Source organism: Virgifigura deserti (genome assembly GCA_003576685.1).
GTDB classification, from domain to species: Bacteria; Pseudomonadota; Alphaproteobacteria; order Dongiales; family Dongiaceae; genus Virgifigura; species Virgifigura deserti.
Genome location: QOZR01000008.1, coordinates 94,569 through 115,910 on the forward strand (window position 1 = coordinate 94,569; position 21,342 = coordinate 115,910).

The window sequence follows — 21,342 nt, forward strand, 5'->3', positions numbered from 1 at the left end:
GATTTTTGCCGGTTTTGTTGGGTGGTCTGATGGTCGGGGGCGCATAGTCGCAACATGATGCCGAATAACTCCCTGATGACCGACGCCATGACGCCCGCTCTCGCCCGCATCGCCGCGCTCGCCTGCTGGTCCGGACCGGTCGATCCGGAGCCGCTCTCAGGCGGGATCACCAACGCCAACTTCGTCGTCCGCCATCGCGGCGAACGCTTCTTTGTGCGGATCGGCGACGACATCCCGGTGCACGGCATCATGCGCTTCAACGAGCTGGCGGCGAGCCGGGCCGCCGTTGCCGCCGGCCTGTCGCCGGAGGTCGTCCATGCCGAGCCGGGAGCGCTGGTGTTCCGCTTCATCGAGGGGCGGACGCTGAGCGCCGAGGAGGTCCGGCCGCGCGCCATGCTGGAACGCATCCTGCCGCTGATCCGCCGCTGTCACCGCGAGATGCCGAGCCATGTCCGCGGCCCGGTGCTGATGTTCTGGGTGTTCCACGTGCTGCGCGACTATGCGGCGACGCTGAAGGACGGCGGCAGCCGGATGCTCCCGGAGCTGTCGCGGCTGATGGCCATCGCGGCGGAGCTGGAGGCCATGGTCGGACCCGTCGAGGTGGTGTTCGGCCATAACGACCTGCTGGCGGCGAATTTCATCGACGACGGCGACCGGCTCTGGCTGATCGACTGGGACTATGCCGGCTTCAACAGCCCGCTCTTCGACCTCGGCAATCTCTGCTCCAACAACGCGGTCGCGCCCGCGGACGAGGTCTGGCTGCTGGAGGCCTATTTCGAGCGGCCGCTGACCGACGAACTGCGCCGGCGCTATGGGGCGATGAAATGCGCCTCGCTCCTGCGCGAGACAATGTGGAGCATGGTCTCCGAGATCCATTCGACGCTCGATTTCGACTATGTCGCCTATACGGCCGAGAACCTGGCCCGATTCGACCAAGCCCACCGGGCGCTGAAGCAACGCTGAGGACGACCATGACCAGCTTCCCGACCCAGGCACGCGCCGTGATCATCGGCGGCGGCATCATCGGCTGCAGCACCGCCTATCATTTGGCCCGGCTCGGCTGGCGCGAGGTCGTGCTGCTCGAGCGGCAGAAGCTGACCGGTGGCTCGACCTGGCACGCGGCGGGGCTGGTCGGGCAGCTCCGAAGTTCGGCCAACATCACGCAGCTCTTGAAGTACAGCGTCGAGCTCTATGACCGGCTGGAGGCCGAAACCGGGCTGGCGACCGGCTGGAAGATGAATGGCGGCCTGCGCCTCGCCTGCAATGCCGAGCGGATGACCGAGATCAAGCGGCAGGCGACGACGGCGCACAGCTTCGGCCTGGAGATGCATCTGCTGACGCCGAAGGAGGCGCAGGAGCTATGGCCTCTGATGGATATCGGCGATCTGGTCGGCGCCGCCTTCCTGCCGACCGATGGCCAGGCCAACCCCGCCGACATCACCCAGTCGCTGGCCAAGGGCGCGCGGGCCGCGGGGGTGCGGATTGTCGAGGACTGCGCGGTGACGGCGATCCACCAGAAGAATGGACGCATCACCGGCGTCGCGACCGACCAGGGCGAGATCGCGACGGAGGTGGTGGTGAACTGCGCTGGGCAATGGGCGCGCGAGGTCGGAGCGCTGGCCGGCGTTTCCGTGCCGCTGCAGCCGGTACAGCATCAATATATGGTGACCGAGCCGATCGAAGGCGTGGCGCGCGACCTGCCGACCCTGCGCGACCCCGACCGGCTGATCTATTTCAAGGAGGAGGTCGGCGGGCTGGTGATGGGCGGCTATGAGCCGAACCCGATCCCCTGGGCATTGGACGGCATTCCCGACGGGTTCCATTTCACTCTGCTGGAGTCCGACTGGGACCATTTCGAACAGCTGATGACGCAGGCGCTGGCCCGCGTGCCGGCGCTGGAATCGGCCGGCATCAAGCAGCTCATCAACGGCCCGGAATCCTTCACTCCTGACGGCAACTTCATCCTGGGCGAGGCGCCGGAGCTCGGCGGCTTCTATGTCGGCGCCGGCTTCAACGCCTTCGGCATCGCCAGCGGCGGCGGGGCCGGCCGGGCGCTGGCGGAGTGGATCGACGGTGGCGAACCGCCGATGGATCTCTGGCCGGTCGACATCCGACGCTTCGGCGCGCTGCACCGCGACCGAAGCTGGGTCTGCGACCGCACGCTGGAGGCCTATGGCAAGCACTACACCATGGCCTGGCCGCATGAGGAGCATGCGAGCGGTCGGCCCCTGCGGGTTTCGCCGCTCTACCACCGGCTGAAAGACCAGGGTGCCTGCTTCGGCTCGAAGCTCGGCTGGGAGCGGCCGAACTGGTTCGCACCGGACGGAACGGAGCCGAAGGACGTCTATTCCTATGGCCGGCAGAACTGGTTCGACGCAGTGGGCGCGGAGCACCGGGCGGTGCGCGAGCGGGTCGGACTGTTCGACCAGACCTCCTTTGCCAAGTTCCTGCTGGTCGGGCGCGACGCCGAGGCGGCGCTCGGCTGGATCTGCGCCAACGACGTGGCGGTGCGGCCGGGCCGGCTGGTTTATACCCAAATGCTGAACCGGCGCGGCGGTATCGAATGCGATTTGACCGTCTCGCGCCTCGCTGCCGACAGCTACTACATCGTCACCGGCACTGGCTTCGCCACCCACGACTTCGCCTGGATCGCCGCGAACATCCCGGCCGGGCTCGACGCGCGGCTGCTCGACGTGACCTCGGCCTTCGCGGTGCTCTCGCTGATGGGGCCGCGGGCGCGCGACGTGCTGTCGTCCGTGACCGACGCCGATGTCTCGAACGCCGCCTTCCCCTTCGGAACCTGGCGGGAGGTGATGATCGCCGGGGCGCCGGTGCGGACGCTGCGGGTGACCTATGTCGGCGAGTTGGGCTGGGAACTGCATCTGCCGGTGGAGACGGCCGGCGCGGTGTATGACGCGCTGATGGAGGCCGGCCGACCGCACGGCATCGTCAATGCCGGCTATCGGGCGATCGAGTCTCTGCGGCTCGAGAAGGGCTATCGCGCCTGGGGCGCCGATATCGGCCCGGACCACACGCCGCTCGAGGCCGGGCTCGGCTGGGCGGTGAAGCTGAAGGGGAACGTTCCGTTCCTGGGCCGCGAAGCGCTGGCCGAGCAGCGGACCGCGGGGCCGCTCAAGAAGCGCCTCGCCGGCTTCACGGTGGATGATCCGGACATCGTGCTGCTCGGCCGCGAGACGATCTTCCGCGACGGAAGGCAGGTCGGTTGGCTGACCAGCGGCGGCTACGGCTATACGGTGGGTACGAACATCGGCTATGGCTATGTCCGCCACGCTGAGGGGGTCGACGACGATTTTCTCGCCTCGGGCCGCTATGAGCTGGAGGTCGCAAATGAGCGTGTGCCCGCTGCGTTGCAGATGGCGCCGCTCTACGACCCGAAGATGGAGCGGGTGAAGGGATGACCGGTAGAGAACGTCCGCTGACCCGCGATGTGTTTGTGACGTCATTGAAAGGGAGCATCAAGTGATCAAGGCCGTCACGTTCGATCTCTGGGACACGATCGTCCATGATGACTCGGATGAACCGAAGCGAAAGGCCCAGGGCCTGCGCGGCAAGAAGGAGGAGCGGCGCCATCTCGTCTGGGAGGCGCTGAACCGCCAGGCGCCGATCGATCCTGCCGACGTGACCCTCGCCTACAATGTCGCCGATGCGGCCTTCAACACGGTCTGGCACGACCAGCACATCACCTGGTGCATCGCCGACCGGCTGCGGGTCCTGTTGAAGGGGCTTGGCCGCACGCTTCCGGACGATGTGTTCGCCCAAATCGTCAAGCTGCATGAGGACATGGAGACCGAGGTCTGCCCCGATCCGATCCCCGGCATCGCCGAGGCGCTGACCGCGCTCAAGGAGCGAGGCTACAAGCTGTGCATCGTCTCCGATGCGATCGTCTCGCCAGGCCGCTGCCTGCGCCAGCTCCTCGATCACTATGACCTCAAGCGCTATTTCGACGGCTTCGCCTTTTCCGACGAGGTCGGCTATTCGAAGCCGCACCGCACCATGTTCGAATCGGCGGCGCGGCAGATGGGCGTGGAGATCCCGGAGATGGTGCATATCGGCGATCGCGATCACAACGACGTCAAGGGACCGCAGGCGCTCGGCATGAAGGCGGTGCTGTTCACGGCGACGAGGGCCGTCGACAAGGACCGGACCTCGGCAGACGCGATCTGCGAGCGGCATATCGATCTGCCGGACATCATCGACCGTCTCGCCGGCGCCAGGCCGGCGGCTGCACAATAGAGGCCGGCCATGGAGGGACCCCGCTTTCTGGTCATCGACGGCTACAACCGCGAGGCGCGGGACGAGCTCGCCGCCGGCGGAGCCTCACGGGCCGGCGACCTCTATGTCGCGATGCTGCGGAAGTGCCTGCCGGAGGCGGCCTGCGACATCGTCTATCCGGCCGATCCCGGCGCCGCCCTGCCGAAGGGCGCCGCGCTCGAGCAGTATGACGGCATCGCCTGGACCGGCTGCAGCCTGACCATCTATGAGGACGATCCCCGGGTCGGGCCGCAGATCGAGCTGGCCAAGGCGGCCTACGAGTCCAAAGTTCCGAGCTTCGGGAGCTGCTGGGCGGCGCAGATCGCGGTGGTCGCCGCCGGCGGCATCGTCCGCGCCAATCCGCGCGGCCGCGAGATGGGCATCGCCCGCAAGATCGCGCTGACGCCGGAGGGGCGCGGCCATCCGCTCTATGTCGGCAAGGCCTCGGTGTTCGACGCCTTCATCAGCCATGTCGACGAGATCACCCATCTGCCGGCGGGCGGCGTGCTGCTCGCCTCCAACGCCTTCACCCATATCCAGGCAGTGTCGGTCACTCACAAGGGCGGCAGCTTCTGGGGTCTCCAGTACCATCCGGAATACGACCTGCACGAGCTGGCGCGGCTGACCTTCTGCCGCATCGACAAGCTCATCAAGCTCGGCTTCTTCAAGAACCGCGAGGCGGCGCTCGATTACGTCAATCTGCTGGAAACCCTGCATCAGGACCCGTCGCGCAAGGATATCGCCTGGCTGCTCGGCATCGACGAGGACGTGACGAACGAGGATGTCCGCCTCACCGAGGTCCGCAACTGGATCGAGCGGCTGGTGCTGCCCAACATGCGATCGTGATGCGGTAATCGTCAGGACGAAGCCGGCTGCAGGCTCCCGACCCGGTCGATGTCCTTACCGACAATCGAAGTTGCAACGTCCGGTTGCAATTGTACAATTGCAATCTGCCGCAGGGACGCGCACAGCGGCTGACCGAGCACGACAGGGGGTGGCCGGATGTATGACTATGAAGACGTAAGAAAGGTCCTCGAGCGACGCGAGCGATATCTGAAATCGCCACAGTCGAAGATCTTCCCCGTCTATTTTTTCGCTGTGCAGTTGTGGGCTCTTGCTTCCATCATCTTCAGTGCCTGGACAAGAGATCCGAACGAGTCAATGCAGCATGTGCCGGCACCGCCTGCGCTCCTGGAAGCCGGACGGGCCGCCCTGCATGAGGATGAGAATGAAACGAGGGCGATGGAGATCCTGCGGCCGTTAGCAGACCGCGGGAACCCGGAGGCACAATATCTCCTCGCTCAACTCTACAAGTCCAGTTCCGGAATGGGCCCGGATCGATGCGAAGCGACGAAATGGCTCGACAGGGCGGCGCGGCGCGGCCACCCGAGAGCGCAAGCAAGATTTGCGCAGGCCTATATGTGGGGTGAGGGCCTGCTCCCGAACAAGTGGAAGGCCTATCGCTGGGCCTTGGCCGCCCGTCGAGGCGGCGTCGATTGGGCGGCAGCAATCGTGGAGGAGGCTGCCGCCGCGTTATCGAAAAGAGAGCGCCGGAGAATTGAACAGGGGATGGCGGCGTGGCGGCCCGAAAACGAACCACCTGCCTTCATCGTCAGGATACCGAATGTGCCGGCTGTTCTTGCGAGTGCCTTGATTAAACCCTGCCACTCCTGGTTCTGATCACCCTTCGCATCGGAGGAGCGTGTCTAATCTTCCGGGCAGTAATTTGTTTCCCCTCTCCGACAGAGTTCTTCCCTGAATTTATCCGTTTCCGCCTCGATCGCCATTTGCGCTCCGACCGCTGCGGCACTGAAGCCTGCGATTGGCCAGCCCCCAAGAGAGGGAATTTTAGGAATGATGCCGCTCCCGCCGATGTCCACGGCGAGCGTACCCCAGCCGATTCCATTGATTAGTTTATTGTTTTGACTAACGGCAGCCTTCAATTCCTCGGTTGACATTGACGACGGCTCCCATCGGTGATTAGCGACGATATCGGCAATCTTGGCGCGCATAGCGCTGTGGAGTTGTGGGTGCGACTGCTGCCACCGCTCGATCTCCTGCATCACCTCATACTGCCCCTGCCGGTCGAGATGGCGATAGCCTTCGATGGAGCGGAGCGTCGGCAGGATGTCGGGACCGGCGGCGATGATTTGGTCCGGATCGAGACCCAGCCGTCCGGCGATATCGCGAGCCATCGTCGGCCAGTCGGCCGTTGGCTCGCCATCGTCGCCCTGCGCCGCCACATCACTCCCATTCACCATCTGCTGAACCGCACTGCCGCGGGCCGCTTTTGCAGCCAAGCGGCGCTGCGCTTCGGCGCGATAGGCATCCTCCTGGTTCAATTGCGCCTCGATCGCCTGTGCGGCATCGGCGAGGCTGGGCCCGGCCGCTGGCGCCGGCGGGAGGTTCGGCTGCCAGCCGGAGGCGCGCAGACGATCGACCATCACCTGCTCCAATTGTTGGTCCTGCTCCTCCTGCTCCAGCAGATGCCGAATGCGCGCCGCCGCCTCATTGATGCCGCCTTGGCCGAGCCTTTCTCGATTCCGTTGCATGGTATCTCTCTCCGCATATGCAATTTGCGTAATATAAGCGTAAGCGGGCGCTGCGGTCAAGAACGGACAAAGAACATATGCCGTAATGCGACACCCCGGCTTTCGTATCTCTCCTTCTACGGCCCGGAGACGCTGACGCCGTTGTGATCGCCCGGGTTTAACGAATGGGCGGCTGTCACCCCAAAAAAAACTCTTACGCCATTGTCGGTGGTGCGGCAGAGTGCACCACTGGCTGAGTGGCGCGGTGTCCAATGCGAAGATGAGGTTTTCGCGTGTCGCAGGCGATGCGAAGCAATCGGCTCGATCGTCCGGTGGACGAGGCATCCGATCATGTTCTCGGCCCTGCCGATGCTCAAATCACGCTCGTCGAGTATGGCAGTTATGCGTGCCCGTACTGCAGGGCGGCGAACGACCGGATCGCCGAGGTCCGCGATCAGCTCGGTGATCGCATGCGCTATGTCTTTCGGCATCGGCCGATTCCCGGCATCGACATTGCCCGGCGCGCCGCCGAGCTGGTGGAGCGCGCTGGCGATCCCGAACGCTTCTGGGACGCGCACGTCAAATTGATGACGCGCTCGGAGACGTTGACCGAAGACGATTTGCGCGCCGTCGCCAAAGATTTGGGCGTCGCGCAGGAAGATCTCGAAGAAGCCCGGGAGGCCGCTCAACGCGCGAAGGCGCGGGTGGATGCAGACGTGAACAGTGCCCGCGCCAGCGGGGTGATCATCACGCCGACCTTCTTCATCAACCGCCGCCGTTATGACGGCCCCTGGGACGAAAGCTCGTTCTCCGATGCGATGCTCGGCACGCTGGGGCATCGCGTGCGTGCGGCGGCGCTCGACTTCGCCAGCTGGGGACCCTCCGCGGGCATCCTGCTGCTCTTGGCGACGATCCTTGCGGTGGCATTGACCAACTCGCCGCTGGGACCCGGCTTCGAAGCGTTCTGGGAGCAGTATTTCGGCTTCACGCTCGGTGACGCAGGCTTCCGGATGTCGTTGCGGCATTGGGTCAATGACGGCCTGCTGACCATCTTCTTCCTGGTGGTGGGCCTGGAGATCAAGCGCGAATTCACCGTCGGCCATTTGGCCAGCCGGCGTTCCGCGGCGCTGCCGATTGCCGCGGCTATCGGCGGCATGGTGGTGCCGGCGGGATTGTACATGCTGGTCATACCGGAAGGGCCGTGGGCGCATGGCTGGGGCGTTCCGATGGCGACCGATACTGCCTTCGCGATTGCGCTGATCGTGATGATGGGAAGGCGCGTGCCGATCGAGCTGCGCATTTTCCTGACCGCCGCGGCCATCGTCGACGACATCGGTGCGATCGTCGTGGTGGCGGTCTTCTATTCCGGCGATCAGCACCTTGGGTATCTCGCCGCCGCCGCCGCGATAACCGCAGCGCTGGCGCTGCTCAACCGGTCCCGTGTGTACCGCGTGCAGCCTTATATGCTGCTGGGTGTTGCACTTTGGGCTTGCGTATATGTCGGCGGCCTGCACGCCACCCTGGCTGGCGTGATTCTGGCGCTGTTCATCCCGACACGACCGCCGCCGAACCTGAAAGCATTGACGACGCAAGCGACGACGATCGTGGCCGCTGAAGCGCGGCGCAGTGGCGAGGTGCTGCAGCACGGGCCTTCCATGCCGGCGATGCGCGCGCTGGATGCGATCCACGACCGACTGGAGTCGCCGGCGGACCGCCTGTTGAGGCATGCCGGGGCGCGGTCGAGCTACCTGGTTCTGCCGCTGTTCGCGCTGGCCAATGCCGGTGTCGCCATGACAACGGACGTGCTGAGCGGACACCAGCCTCTCATGCTCGCGATCATGGCCGGGCTGGTGATCGGCAAGCCGCTCGGACTGGTGGCGGCTTGCGCGCTTGCGGTCCGACTGGGGATCGCCGTCAAGCCGGAAGAATATTCGTGGCGGCAACTGGCCGGCGCGGGCGCGTTGGCCGGCATCGGCTTCACCATGTCGCTGTTCATCGCCGGCCAGGCGTTCCCGGTAGCCTCCGATTTCGCCGCTGCCAAGATCGCCGTGTTCGCCGCCTCCGTGGTATCCGCGGTCATCGGCGTGGCGCTGCTTTGGGGCGCCGGGCGGAACTCGACGCAGCCGTAACAGGCTGTCGAAGAGGTTACTCGTGCCGCGTAAAGCGATCAGCTCTCGGGCTGGTCCGGATCGTGGCCTACGAGGCAGTTCACCGTCTCGCCGCCGGTGGAATTGATCTCTTCGCCTTGTGGGTCGCGGATGCCGAACAGCACCTTGGTGCGGGCCTCGATGCCGGCGACGAGGTCGAGGCCGAGCCTCAGGCCGTCCAGGGCCTTGGTGTTGCTGTAGAAGGTCAGGTAGTCCCTGGCCAGTTCGGGCTTATCGGCCTCGAACAGCACCCGCGCCGTCTCCTCGACCTCCGGCTGCTCGGACCGGAGACTGCCTTCGAAGGCTTCCAGCGCCGCCGTCACCTCGGGCAGGAACAATTCAGGACGGGTGCAGGTATAATACATCAGCCGCTTGAACACGCGGCCTGCGAACTGCGCCGCCTCCTGCTCCTGGTAATCCGGATTGAGGAAGGTCGAGGCCGCATCCTTGTAGAGGTAGCGGTGCTTCCCGAATTCGGGCGGGACGTGGGTCGCGCCGATATGCCAGGGGATGAAGGGGGCGGTGATCGAACCAGTCGGAGCGACCCACAGGATCGCCAGTTCCGGATGGATGTCCGAGCGCAGATGGGCGACCTGGCCGTAGCCTGCCTCGTCGTCGGCAATTCGCGGGTCGCGCACCATCGCCATCATTTCATCGACCGAAACGGGCGCCATCTCGCGCAGCTCCTCCTCGATCTTCTCCGTGGCGAAGTATTTGGCGCCGGACTTCATGGGGCGTTCCTGGGCGCCGTAGACCTCATGGACGTTGAAAGGTTCTCCGGAATCCGGGTCGTACCAGCCCTGCTCCACGGCGAAGGAGATCAGGTTCTCGGATCCCATGAAGTCGGGATTCTCTCTGTAGTTCTCCGGTACCTCGCCGATATAGCCGGGATAGGAGACCCGCACCTCGTCCGGCCCGAGTCGCTCGGCGACCCACAGCCCCTTGCCGCCGGCGAAGTTGATGAAGACCCAGCCTTCGTTCGGGTCGGCGAAGAGATGGGAGTTGCCGCCATAGGTGGAGTAGCCGTACTCGTCGATCAGACGTCCGAGGATCTCGACGGCCTCGCGTGCCGTCTTTGCGCGCTCCATCGCGATTCGGGAGAGGTCGCTATATTGCGGCCCGCGCTGCGGCTCCGGCGTCATCTCGACAAGCTCGTCCCGGGAAGGGGACCAGATGTCGCGCGCGGCGACCTGGTGCTCGTTCATGCCGCCGTTGGTCAGCGGAGCCGGAAAGCCCTCATAGTCGCTGTAATTCATCGTGATGTATTTATAGGTTTCCGCAACCTGCGGGATCTCGATCAGTTCACCCGGCATGGTTGCGCGCTCGGTGACGCCGACCTCGATCGTTGCGCCCTCAGGATGCTGGCGGCGCGGCACGATTTCCAGCCAGTGCCCGGAAACCTCCTCGCCCGTGCCGCCCAGAAGGACGCTGCCGTCCTCGGTCAGGTTCTTGCCGACATAGAACCCGTAGCTGGCCAGGGCCGGATCGCCCTGCACCGCCGCGAGGACCGCGGCACAGCTTGTGACGCCGGCAATCCTGCCCAGCCGACGCCAGCCTTCCAATATCTCTTCCATCGGTCGCATGATCATCTCCCTTCCGGCTTGCCGGGTCGCCTCGATAGACATTCCACATAGCGAGGTTGTCGGGATTCGAAAGCGCTACGAGCCGGTGATGCCTCGAGTGGCCGCAATCCAGTCGCGGGTCCGGGATTCTGGATCGGCGTTCCGTAGGACATCGGTCACCACGGCCAGGCTGTCGGCACCGGCGGCGAGGACGGGCGCCGCCCGCTCGACTGTCAGCCCGCCGATGGCGACCAGGGGCCGGTCGCCGATCAGGCGTTTCCACTCGCCGATCCGATCGAGACCCTGCGGCGCCCAGGGCATCTGTTTGAGAATGGTCGGGTAGATCGGCCCGAGCGCGATATAATCCGGCGCAAGGCTCAGGGCGCGGTCGAGTTCGGAGTGGCTGTGGGTGCTGATGCCGAGCCGGAGCCCCGCGCGCCGGATCGCGGGAAGATCGGCCGAGTCGAGATCGCTCTGGCCCAGATGGACGAAGTCGCAGCTCTCCTCGATCGCGATCCGCCACGCGTCATTGACGATCAGTTGTGCGCCGTGCCGTGCGCAGAGCGCCTTGGCCTCCCGGACCTGCCGCCGGATCTCCGCCTCCGGCTTCTCCTTGATCCGCAGTTGGACAAGCCTCACACCCAGGGGAAGCAGGCGCCGGAGCCAGATCACGTCGTCCACGATCGGATAGAATGGATCGAGCATGGCCGTCACCCGAGGAGCGCCTTGCCGATGACGGGCGTCGAGGGTGCCGCCATGTCGCGCGGCTCCATCGGATCGGCCTGCCATGCCGCACGGCCGGCCTCGATCGCCTGGGCGAAGGCCTTGGCCATCATCACCGGATCGCGGGCCTTGGCGACGGCGGTGTTGAGAAGGACGGCGTCATAGCCGAGTTCCATCGCCTGCACCGCGTGGGACGGAAGCCCGATCCCGGCGTCGATCACCAGCGGCACATCGGGGAAGTGCGCGCGCAGCGTCCGGAGTCCGAACGGGTTGTTGAGGCCCCGGCCGGAGCCGATCGGCGCACCCCACGGCATCAGGACCTCGCAGCCGGCCTCGAGAAGCTTCGACGCGACGAAGAGGTCTTCCGTCATATAGGGGAAGACTTGAAAGCCGTCGCCGGTGAGAATGCGCGCCGCCTCGACGAGGCCGAAGAGATCGGGCTGGAGCGTATCGTCCTCGCCGATCACTTCGAGCTTGATCCAGGGCGTCCCGAACAGCTCGCGCGCCATATGCGCGGTCGTCACCGCTTCTTTCACGCTGTGGCAACCGGCCGTGTTCGGCAGAGCGCGAACGCCCAGGTCGCGAATGATCGACCAGAATCCTTGTCCCGCAAGCGTGGCCCCCGATTCGCGGCGCAACGCGACGGTCACTACTTCGGCGCCCGACGCCCTGATGGCCTCCGACAGGATAGCGGGCGAGGGATATTGCGACGTCCCCAGCATGAGCCGGGAGGCGAGTTCGACACCATAGAACGACATCGGGTCAGCCTCCCTGCATGGGCGCGAGCACTTCGACGGCGTCGCCGTCCTTCAGCGCCAGGGCCGGACGCGCCGCGGCCGTCGCGAAGGTGCCGTTGACCGCGGTGGCGACGATTGCGCCGCCATAACCCAGTTCCTCCAGCGCGAGGGCGAGAGTCGGTCCCGCCACCTCACGCGTTTCGCCGTTGAGCATGATCCTCATCCATGACCTCCGGGTGATAGGCATCTACGAGCACGGTATCCGCCGCCATGCGGGCCAGGGCGGGCGCGAGCAGGAAGCCGTGCCGGAAAAGTCCGTTGACATAGACCGTGCGGCCCCGCCGCCTGATCCGCGGCAGGTTGTCGGGGAAGGCGGGCCGGGCGTCGCATCCGATCTCGACGATCTCCGCCTCGCCGAAAGCGGGGTGGAGCGCATAGGCCGCGCCCAGCAGCTCGAGCATCGACCGCGCGGTGATCCGGCGGCGCTCATCGCTTTCGATCATGGTCGCGCCGACCATGAACAGCCCGTCGCCGCGCGGCACGATATAAAGCGGAATGCGCGGATGCAGCATGCGGACGGGCCGGGACAACGCGACCTCGCGCGTGCGGATCAGCAGCATCTCGCCTTTCACGCCGCGGAGGTCCGTAAGCTGGTCGCGTGCCGCCAACCCCCGGCAGTCCAGGATCCTGTCGCCGCTTGGCGGATGGGCGGAGACATCGGTGCCGAGCCGGATTGCGACGCCGCGTTCGGCGAGCTTGTCTGCCATCGCCTTCAATGTCGCGCGGGGATCGAGATGCGCTTCCTCCGAGAAGAAGAGCGCCCGTCCGAACCGGCCCGCGAGATCAGGTTCCAGCTCGGCGATCTGCTCGCCGTCCACCCAGGCGAACCGCTCCGTCCGGCGCGCGAACCGGGCGAGGTCCGGGCCGTCCCGGGCTTGCGCGACGACGAGGCTGCCTCTTTGAGTCACGCCGGGCATGTGCGCCGCCCAATAATGCAACGCCTCCTGCCCAAGGGACGTCACCAACGGCTCCGCGCTTTCACGCTCGCACCAGGGCGCGAGCATGCCGCCCGCATACCACGAGCAGCAGTCGCCTCCGAGGCGATCGCCGCGGTCGATGACTTCGACCGAGGCGCCGCGCTCGGCCAGTTCGAGAGCGCAGGTGAGGCCCGCCACCCCGGCGCCGATCACCGTGACGCGCATCGTCTCAGGCGGTCCTATCCGCCGGCATGTAGAGATCGCCGCCGTCGCGGAACTTCTTTGCCATCTCGGCCATGCCCTGTTTCTGCGCTTCCGTGCGGATGTCGTGCGAGATGCGCATGGAGCAGAATTTCGGTCCGCACATTGAGCAGAAATGGGCGAGCTTGTGCGCCTCCTTGGGCAGCGTCTGGTCGTGGAAGGCCTGGGCGGTCTCGGGATCGAGCGACAGGTTGAACTGGTCCTCCCAGCGGAACTCGAACCGGGCGCGGGAGAGCGCATCGTCCCGTGCCTGCGCCGCGGGATGACCCTTGGCGAGGTCCGCCGCATGCGCCGCGATCTTGTAGGTGATGACGCCGGTCTTGACGTCGTCGCGGTCGGGCAGGCCGAGATGCTCCTTCGGCGTGACGTAGCAGAGCATGGCGGTGCCGAACCAGCCGATCATCGCCGCGCCGATGCCCGAGGTGATGTGGTCGTAGCCCGGCGCGATGTCGGTCGTGAGCGGCCCAAGCGTGTAGAACGGGGCCTCGCCGCAGGTCGCGAGCTGCTTGTCCATGTTGGCCTTGATCTTGTGCATGGGGACATGGCCCGGGCCCTCGATCATCACCTGGCAGTCCTTCGCCCACGCGATCCGCGTAAGCTCGCCGAGGGTTTCGAGCTCGGCGAACTGGGCCTCGTCATTGGCGTCCGCGATGGAGCCTGGGCGCAGGCCGTCGCCCAGCGAGAAGCTCACGTCATAGGCCCGGCAGATGTCGCAGATCTCTTCGAAGCGCTCGTAGAGGAAGCTCTCCTTGTGATGGGCGAGGCACCATTTGGCCATGATCGAGCCGCCGCGCGAAACGATGCCCGTCACTCGGTCCACCGTCAGCGGGATGTAGCGCAGGCGGACGCCGGCATGGATGGTGAAGTAATCCACCCCCTGCTCGGCCTGCTCGACGAGCGTGTCGCGGAAGACCTCCCAGGTCAGGTCTTCAGCCACGCCGCCGACCTTCTCCAGCGCCTGATAGATCGGCACCGTGCCGATCGGAACGGGCGAATTGCGGATGATCCATTCGCGGATGTTGTGGATATTGCGGCCGGTGGAGAGGTCCATCACCGTGTCCGCGCCCCAGCGGATCGCCCAGACCATCTTCTCGACCTCCTCGGCCATCGAGGAGGTGACGGCCGAGTTGCCGATATTGGCGTTGATCTTCACCAGGAAGTTCCGCCCGATGATCATCGGCTCGGTCTCGGGATGGTTGATGTTGGCCGGGATGATGGCGCGGCCGGCCGCCACCTCGTCGCGCACGAATTCGGGCGTGACATGATCCGGGATGTTCGCCCCCCAGGATTCGCCCCGGGAGCCGCCATCGCGCATTCCGGCTTCGCGGGCCATATTCTCGCGAACCGCGATGAACTCCATTTCGGGCGTGACGATTCCGGCCCGGGCATAGGCAAGCTGCGTCACCGCCCCGCCATTCCTGGCGCGCAGCGGTTGGTGGCGCAGGGCGAATTCCGGGAAAAGCCGCGTGCCGGTCGCAAAGCCATTGTCCTCGGGCTTCACGACCCGCCCATCATAGGCCTCGACATCGCCGCGCGCCCGAATCCAGGCGTCGCGCAGGCGCGGCAAGCCCTGCGTGATGTCGGTCTTTACTTCCGGGTCGGTGTAGGGACCGGAGGAATCATAGACGATGACGGGCGGTTCTCCCGCGGTCGGGTGCAGCGAGATCGCGCGCATAGGCACCCGGAGATCGGGATGGATCGCGCCGGCCTGGTAGGTTTTGCGCGATGCGGGCAATGGCCCTGCCGTGACGGTCGGGGTAACAGCGTTCATTGGATACTCCCTTGCGCTTTCGCGGTTCGCGAAGGAGATCCAGTTTCTGCTGGTTTAGAGAATGGAGCTGTGACGGTGACGGGATATCAGCGAGCGGCACCGTGATCTGACCTTCCCTACGCCAGTGTGAACTGGATCAGGTTCGAAGGGTCGTCATGCCGCGCGATCTGCGCCAATGACCTCTCAGCCCCTTGCCGGGACTCCCCTGGTAACGGATCAAAGCGTAGTGATACGTCCGACCCCCGTCAACCTGTTGATCGGATTCGGCGAGGAGGCCGGTGTGCGCCCTGATCGAAAGCGTCTCTATGGTGTCGCGATAGGTCAATCGCCGGCGGCGCCGTTCCTCATAGTCGGGGGCGCTTGCCGTTGTCGCGCAACAGCAACGGAGCATGAACCGTAGGCCGAAGAAGGAAGAATGATGGGTCGAGTAGAGGGCAAGGTCGCGATCGTCACCGGCGCCACGAAGGGGTTGGGGAGAGCCTCCGCCATCCTGCTCGCGCGCGAGGGCGCGAAGGTCGTCCTGACGGGGCGGACCGAAGCGGAGGGCGAGGAGGCTGTCCGGGCCATCGTCGCCGAGGGCGGCGAGGCGGTCTTCGTCAAGCAGGACGTCGCGGACGCGCGGAGCTGGCCGGGTTTGATCGAGGAGACGGTTTCGCGCTACGGCCGGCTGGACATCCTGGTCAACAACGCCGGCATCGCGATCGCGGCCAATGTGGAGGAGACGACGCTCGAGCAGTGGCGGCTCACCATGGCGGTCAATCTCGACGGCGTGTTCCTCGGCACCAAATACGCCATCGGCGCGATGAAGAAGACAGGCGGCGGCTCGATCATCAATCTATCGTCGATCGACGGCAATATCGGCGAGGCGGATCTTGCCGCATACTGCGCCAGCAAGGGCGGCGTGCGCACCTTCACGAAGGCCGCGGCGGTGCATTGCGGCGAGGCCGGCTACAACATCCGCGTGAACTCGATTCACCCCGGCTATATCTGGACGCCGCAGACGCAGAACTATCTCGCCGATCTCGGCACCGCCGAGGAGGAGAAGCGGAAGGCCGCGGCGCGGCATCCGATCGGCCGGCTGGGCGAGCCCGACGACATCGCCTATGGCGTGCTTTATCTGGCTTCCGACGAGTCGAAGTTCGTGACCGGCTCGGAGCTGGTCATCGACGGCGGCTACATCGCGCAATGATGGAGGGCTCCATGAAAGCTGCGAACTTCACGCGCATGACCGAGGCTTCGGTCGAGGATTGGGCGTTCATCATGCGCGCGACCACAGAGCACAAGGAGGCCGACTTGGCCGACAATGTGCTCGGCCTCCTGCGCGCCATGAAGGGGCCGAAGCTCGGCTATCCAATCGACCGCTACGAGCATTCGCTGCAGAGCGCCACGCGGGCGTTGCGGGACGGCGTCGACGAAGAGACGGTCGTCTGCGCTCTGCTGCACGATATCGGCGACACCATCGCGCCCGACAACCACAGTCAGGTGGCGGCCGCGATCCTGCGCCCCTATGTGAGCGAGGAGAACCGCTGGATCATCCAGCATCACGGCCTGTTCCAGGGCTACTATTACTACGACAAGATTGGAAAGGATCCGAACGCCCGCGAGCGGCTTCGGGGGCATAGATATTTCGAGGCATGCGAGCGCTTCTGCCGCGACTGGGACCAGTGCGCCTTCGACCCGGCCTATGAAACCCTGCCCCTGGAGTATTTCGAGCCGATGGTCCGGCGGACCTTCGCGCGCGAGCCCGCCTACTTCGATTGACGTTTCTCGATCGCGGCGTGCGCCGGTTTCCTGCACGCGTCTTCCTTCGTTGCCTCCGCTCATGGGGCATGATGGTTTGCGTCGTTTGGCGGCGCAAACCATCAAACGAATCCTCCCGGCGCCGCAATACTTCATGCGGATATCGGATCGGTTTTCGTTTTCATCCGGAGAGGGAGCCCCCTGAACGGACCTTGCGCGAGCGCGCGAGGGCCCGTCACCGCACCGGCTCCCGACGATCGTTTCAACCGATTATGGAGAGACTCATCGCTTACGACGCTTCACATCCGAACACGCAGACCAACGCGCTGCATACGCCCACCAACAAAGCCAAACAACAGGGAGGTCGTGCGTCTATGTCCAGTTTGAAAACGCTCTACAGCCACGCGGCGGGGATTGCCGTCGCCTTCGGCCTGGGCGCAAGCCTGAGCGGATCCGCGCAAGCGGCCGATCTGGGCGCCGTCGACGAGCCGATACGGCTCGCCATGGTCGAATGGACCGGCGCGCGCATCACGACGGAGATCGCCGGAAACGTTCTCGAGCGGATGGGGTACGAGGTCGAATATGTCACCGCCGGGAACTATCCCCAGTTCACCGCCCTCGCCGACGGATCGCTGCATGCGACGCTCGAGGTCTGGACCAACAATGCTGGCGAGCTCTATCCGAAGCTGAAGGAAGCCGGAAAGATCGTCGACATCGGGCCGCTTGGCTTGGAAACCAGGGAAGGCTGGATGTATCCCGTGCATATGAAGTCGATCTGCCCGGGCTTGCCGGATTGGAAAGCGCTCAAGGACTGCGCGAACCAGTTGGCGACCGCGGAAACCTTCCCGAACGGGCGGATCCTGTCCTATCCCGCCGATTGGGGCACGCGCTCGGTCGACATGATCAAGGGGCTCGACATTCCGTTCGAAGCGCTTCCGGCCGGCTCCGAGGGCGCTCTGGTCGCCGAGTTGAAGGCGGCAGTGCAGACGGAGAAGCCTCTCGTCATGATGTTCTGGGCGCCGCACTGGGTCTTGGCGGAAGTCGACGTCGAATGGGTCGATCTACCGAAATACGAGCCCGCTTGCACGGAAGATCCGTCCTGGGGCCCGAACCCGAACGCCGTCAATGACTGCGGAGTCAGCCCGCCGCTCGTCAATAAGGCCGCGTGGACCGGATTCGAAAAGAAGTGGCCGGCCGCCTGGGAGTTTCTGAAGAACTTCCAGATGGACGCGAAGGAGCAGGAAAAGCTGATGCTCCGAATCGATCAGCAGGGCGAGGACTTGGAAGCCGCCACCACCGCGTGGGTGGAGGAGAACAAAGCCGTTTGGGAGCCCTGGGTGAAAGCGGCCATGTGAGCCATGTGATCGCCCGGACCCTGCCGTACCGCGCCCGCGGTACGGCAGGACGGCTGCAGGAAGCGCTCGGAGGTCGCGGCATGCCGACGAAGAATTCTTCTTCCATATCGAGCACCGGCGGCGGGGTGAAGCTCGCCTGCCATAATCTCTGGAAGGTCTACGGACCGAGTCCGGAGCAATTCTTTCCCGGTCGCCAGGGTGGCGTACCGGAGGCCGGCCCCTGCGCCCGGGACATTCGCGCCGCCGATCACATACCGGCGGTCGCGAATGTCAGCTTCGATGTCCGGCAGGGCGAGATCTTCGTGGTCATGGGACTCTCCGGGTCCGGCAAGTCGACCCTGATCCGCTGCCTGTCCCGGTTGATCGACCCGACGGCGGGCGGGGTCTATCTCGACGGCGACAACCTTCTGGACCTCGACGAGCGCAGGCTCATCGAGGTGCGCCGGCACAAGATCGGAATGGTCTTTCAGAACTTCGGTTTGCTGCCGCACTTGACCGTGCTCGAGAACGTCGCCTTCCCCTTGAAGGTGCAGGGCGTGACGGAGGCCCGGCGCCACAAGCGCGCGATGGAGGTCATCGAGCTGGTCGGGCTCGGCGGGCGCGAGAACGCCTTCCCGGCCGAGCTGTCGGGCGGCCAGCAGCAGCGTGTCGGAATAGCGCGATCCCTCGCGGTCGAACCCGAGCTTTGGCTGCTGGATGAGCCCTTCTCGGCACTCGATCCCCTTATCCGCCGGCAGATGCAGGACGAGTTCGTCCGTCTGCAGAAGCTCCTGAACAAGACGATCGTGTTCATCACCCATGACTTTCTGGAAGCGCTGAAGATCGCGGATCGCATCGCGATCATGCGCGACGGGGAGATCGTGCAGATCGGCGCGCCGGCCGAGATCGTGCTGAAGCCCGCCGATCAATATGTGGCGGAGTTCACGGAGGACGTGCCGCTCACGCGCGTGATCAAGGCCGCGGACCTCATGGAGAGTCCGTGCGCCGACCTCGTCCCGTGCGACGGAACGCATCCCGACACAACGCTCGAGGACCTGCTTCCGCGCTTCGCCCATCATGAGACGGCGGTCGCCGTTACCGACGGCCTCGGTGCCGTCGTCGGCCAGGTAACGGCGCGCAGCGTCATCCGTGCCTTGGCCGAGAACGCGACGCAGAGGCATCGTTGATGGCAGCGGTGGAGATCGCCGGCTACAAGGGGCGGACCTTCATCGCCGCCGATGCAGTGCGCTGGGGCGCCGTCTTCGGATTTGCCGCGCTCTGCTTCATTGCCGGCGACAAGCATCCCTGGCTCGCGGCCTATCCCGATAGCTGGGTCGTGCCGGTCGCCGACTGGGTGAACCATGGCATGGACTGGTTCGTCGAGCGCTTTCGGGATGGCTTCAAGATGCTGTCCGCACTGCTCGGCATGCCGATGCACCTGCTGCAGCGCCTCCTGCAATGGCTGCCCTGGCCGGCCGTCCTGGGGGTCTTCGCGATCGTGAGCCACCGCGCCGGCGGGTGGCGATTGGCCGCCTTCACCACCGGCGCGCTGCTCTACACCTTGCTCGTCGGCTATTGGAGCGAAGCCATGAATACGCTGGCCCTGGTCGGCGTATCCGTTCCCCTCTCGGTGGCGTTGGGGTTCGGACTCGGCCTCATGGGCTTCCGCTGGCCCCGGTTCGAGAGGCCGCTCCAGGGGATGCTGGATCTGATGCAGACCGTGCCGGCCTTCGCCTATCTGATCCCCATCCTGCTTCTGTTCGGTTTCGGCCCGGTCGTCGGGCTCGTGGCCAGCATCATCTATGCGGCTCCGCCCATGGTCAAAAACACCATGCTCGGCCTGCGGTCCGTTCCGGAGGAGCTCGTCGAGTCCGGCCTGATGAGCGGCTGCTCGAAGCGCCAGCTCTTCTGGAACGTCGAGTTTCCGGCCGCGCTGCGGCAGATCATGGTCGGCGTCAATCAAACCACCATGGCCGCGCTCAGCATGGTGATCATCGCCGCGATCATCGGCGGCTTCAACGACATCGGGTGGGAAGTCCTGATGACGATGCGGAAGGCGCAATTCGGCCAAAGCCTGCTGTCGGGGCTGGTGATCGTGCTGCTGGCGATGATTCTCGACCGCATCAGCTGGGGATTGGCGTTCCAGGACAGCGGGCCATCGTCCCGGTCCCGGCGCCGCCGTTACGGCTATCCGGCGGCGGCCCTGGCGGCCGTTCTGCTGTCGCTGGGCATCGTCGCCCTGATACCGGAAATCCGAACCGCCCCGGAGACCTGGATCACGTCGCCGGCCGACCTTCTGAACGACTGGGTGAACTTCGTTCTTCGCGAATATGCGGCGGTGATCGAGGGCATCAAGAACGCCGTTCTGTTCTACGGCATGATGCCCTTCCGCATCGGCCTGTCGCAGTCGATTACTCCCTTCACCTGGGGGATCGAGATGTCAGCGGAGGTCGTCGCCGTCTATCTGGCCCTCGTCGGCGCGGCGGCCGTCTGGTGCTATCGCCGCTTCGGGTGGCGCGGCATCGTACCGGTTGCGATCTTCGGCGCGGTGTTGTTCTACGGCACCACGGGCATTCCCTGGCCGGCCTTCATGGCGGTCATCGCCCTGCTGGCGTTCGAGGCGGGCGGATTATCGGTCATGGCCCTGGCGCTCGCATCGATGGCATTCATCCTTATCACCGGGCTCTGGAACGAGGCGATGCTGTCGGTCTATCTGAGCGGCCTGGCCGTCCTGATCTGCTGCGTCGTCGGCGGAGCGCTCGGCATCTGGGCGGCACACAGCGATCGCGTCTCCTCCATCCTGCGGCCGATCAACGACGCGCTCCAGACCATGCCGCAGTTCGCGCTCCTGATCCCGGTGCTCATGTTCTTCCAGGTGGGCGAGCTCACGGCACTGATCGCAATCCTGATCTACGCGATCGTCCCGGCGATCCGATACACCGAGCATGGCCTTCGCACCGTCCCGTCGCATGTCGTGGAGGCCGCCCGCCAGGTCGGCTGCACCCGTCGGCAGATGCTCTGGGAGGTGAAGCTTCCGCTCGCGATGCCGGTGATCATGCTGGGGCTCAACCAGACGATCATGTACGCCCTCGCGATGCTGGTCATCGCCGCGCTGGTGGGGACCCGCGATCTTGGCCAGGCGATCTATATCGCCCTCGGCAAGGCGGATGCCGGCATGGGGTTCGTCGCCGGATTGTCCGTCGCCCTGGTCGCGATCGTCGCCGACCGGATCATCCAGGCCTGGAGCCGCAAGCGACGCGCGGCGCTGGGGCTGGCGGCGTCCTGAC

General features: G+C 65.4%; 19 protein-coding genes and 1 riboswitch. Of the genes, 11 read left to right on the top strand and 8 right to left on the bottom strand.

All coding sequences use genetic code 11. The annotated features are described in order from the left end of the window. The first annotated feature begins 54 nt into the window (after positions 1 to 54). From DT069_RS14910 to DT069_RS14930, 5 genes are all read left to right on the top strand, one after another. Entirely contained in the window at positions 55 to 963 is a 909-nt protein-coding gene (locus DT069_RS14910; protein WP_425450256.1) for a phosphotransferase, read from the top strand. Between the two features lie 8 nt (positions 964 to 971). Then, positions 972 to 3,419 carry a GcvT family protein gene (locus tag DT069_RS14915; protein WP_119461108.1) on the top strand — a complete coding sequence of 816 codons (2,448 nt, stop codon included), beginning with the start codon at positions 972 to 974 and terminating at the stop codon, positions 3,417 to 3,419. 61 nt (positions 3,420 to 3,480) lie between these two features. Continuing rightward, complete coding sequence (locus tag DT069_RS14920; RefSeq protein WP_162913214.1) at positions 3,481 to 4,254, top strand: HAD family hydrolase; 774 nt, start codon at positions 3,481 to 3,483, stop codon at positions 4,252 to 4,254. A 9-nt stretch (positions 4,255 to 4,263) separates the two neighbouring features. Further along, positions 4,264 to 5,118 carry a type 1 glutamine amidotransferase gene (locus DT069_RS14925; protein WP_119461110.1) on the top strand — a complete coding sequence of 285 codons (855 nt, stop codon included), beginning with the start codon at positions 4,264 to 4,266 and terminating at the stop codon, positions 5,116 to 5,118. A 156-nt stretch (positions 5,119 to 5,274) separates the two neighbouring features. Beyond that, entirely contained in the window at positions 5,275 to 5,952 is a 678-nt protein-coding gene (locus tag DT069_RS14930) for a tetratricopeptide repeat protein (RefSeq protein ID WP_119461111.1), read from the top strand. Between the two features lie 26 nt (positions 5,953 to 5,978). Here the strand turns inward: DT069_RS14930 and DT069_RS14935 are convergent, their stop codons facing one another. Beyond that, positions 5,979 to 6,884, bottom strand: a complete 906-nt coding sequence (locus tag DT069_RS14935) for a hypothetical protein (protein WP_162913215.1) — start codon at positions 6,882 to 6,884, stop codon at positions 5,979 to 5,981. Between the two features lie 56 nt (positions 6,885 to 6,940). Continuing rightward, a complete protein-coding gene (locus DT069_RS24970; protein WP_425450284.1) occupies positions 6,941 to 7,294 on the bottom strand; it encodes a hypothetical protein in 354 nt (117 codons plus the stop codon). Between DT069_RS24970 and nhaA the strand changes: the two genes are divergently transcribed. Further along, entirely contained in the window at positions 7,181 to 8,932 is a 1,752-nt protein-coding gene (gene nhaA / locus DT069_RS14940) for a Na+/H+ antiporter NhaA (protein WP_425450283.1), read from the top strand. The genes DT069_RS24970 and nhaA overlap by 114 nt on opposite strands. A gap of 38 nt (positions 8,933 to 8,970) precedes the next feature. Here nhaA and DT069_RS14945 read toward each other — a convergent pair whose 3' ends face one another. The 6 genes from DT069_RS14945 to thiC form a co-directional block, all read right to left on the bottom strand. Beyond that, positions 8,971 to 10,533, bottom strand: coding sequence for a C69 family dipeptidase (locus DT069_RS14945; protein WP_425450257.1), 1,563 nt, complete (start codon positions 10,531 to 10,533; stop codon positions 8,971 to 8,973). 75 nt (positions 10,534 to 10,608) lie between these two features. After that, positions 10,609 to 11,217: a thiamine phosphate synthase gene (locus DT069_RS14950; protein ID WP_119461114.1), complete on the bottom strand. Its 609-nt coding sequence runs from the start codon at positions 11,215 to 11,217 to the stop codon at positions 10,609 to 10,611. Positions 11,218 to 11,222: 5 nt separating this feature from the next. Further along, positions 11,223 to 11,993 carry a thiazole synthase gene (locus DT069_RS14955; RefSeq protein WP_119461115.1) on the bottom strand — a complete coding sequence of 257 codons (771 nt, stop codon included), beginning with the start codon at positions 11,991 to 11,993 and terminating at the stop codon, positions 11,223 to 11,225. Between the two features lie 4 nt (positions 11,994 to 11,997). Beyond that, entirely contained in the window at positions 11,998 to 12,195 is a 198-nt protein-coding gene (gene thiS / locus DT069_RS14960) for a sulfur carrier protein ThiS (protein ID WP_119461116.1), read from the bottom strand. Then, the gene (thiO, locus tag DT069_RS14965) at positions 12,164 to 13,174 is read right to left on the bottom strand and encodes a glycine oxidase ThiO (protein WP_119461117.1); all 1,011 of its coding nucleotides are present in this window, start codon (positions 13,172 to 13,174) and stop codon (positions 12,164 to 12,166) included. The genes thiS and thiO overlap by 32 nt, the downstream gene beginning before the upstream one ends. A gap of 4 nt (positions 13,175 to 13,178) precedes the next feature. Next, on the bottom strand, positions 13,179 to 14,981 hold the full coding sequence (thiC, locus tag DT069_RS14970) for a phosphomethylpyrimidine synthase ThiC (protein WP_119461118.1): 1,803 nt from the start codon (positions 14,979 to 14,981) through the stop codon (positions 13,179 to 13,181). 96 nt (positions 14,982 to 15,077) lie between these two features. Beyond that, a riboswitch (TPP riboswitch) is annotated at positions 15,078 to 15,198 on the bottom strand. A gap of 198 nt (positions 15,199 to 15,396) precedes the next feature. Between thiC and DT069_RS14975 the strand changes: the two genes are divergently transcribed. The 5 genes from DT069_RS14975 (at position 15,397) to DT069_RS14995 (ending at position 21,341) form a co-directional block, all read left to right on the top strand. After that, entirely contained in the window at positions 15,397 to 16,170 is a 774-nt protein-coding gene (locus tag DT069_RS14975) for a glucose 1-dehydrogenase (protein WP_425450258.1), read from the top strand. Positions 16,171 to 16,181: 11 nt separating this feature from the next. Next, a complete protein-coding gene (locus DT069_RS14980; RefSeq protein ID WP_119461269.1) occupies positions 16,182 to 16,742 on the top strand; it encodes an HD domain-containing protein in 561 nt (186 codons plus the stop codon). 353 nt (positions 16,743 to 17,095) lie between these two features. Beyond that, entirely contained in the window at positions 17,096 to 18,076 is a 981-nt protein-coding gene (locus DT069_RS14985) for an ABC transporter substrate-binding protein (protein WP_119461120.1), read from the top strand. Next, positions 18,046 to 19,242, top strand: a complete 1,197-nt coding sequence (locus DT069_RS14990) for a quaternary amine ABC transporter ATP-binding protein (protein WP_425450259.1) — start codon at positions 18,046 to 18,048, stop codon at positions 19,240 to 19,242. Before DT069_RS14985 ends, DT069_RS14990 begins: the two co-directional genes overlap by 31 nt. Continuing rightward, entirely contained in the window at positions 19,242 to 21,341 is a 2,100-nt protein-coding gene (locus DT069_RS14995; protein WP_119461121.1) for an ABC transporter permease, read from the top strand. Before DT069_RS14990 ends, DT069_RS14995 begins: the two co-directional genes overlap by 1 nt. Position 21,342: the final 1 nt, after the last annotated feature.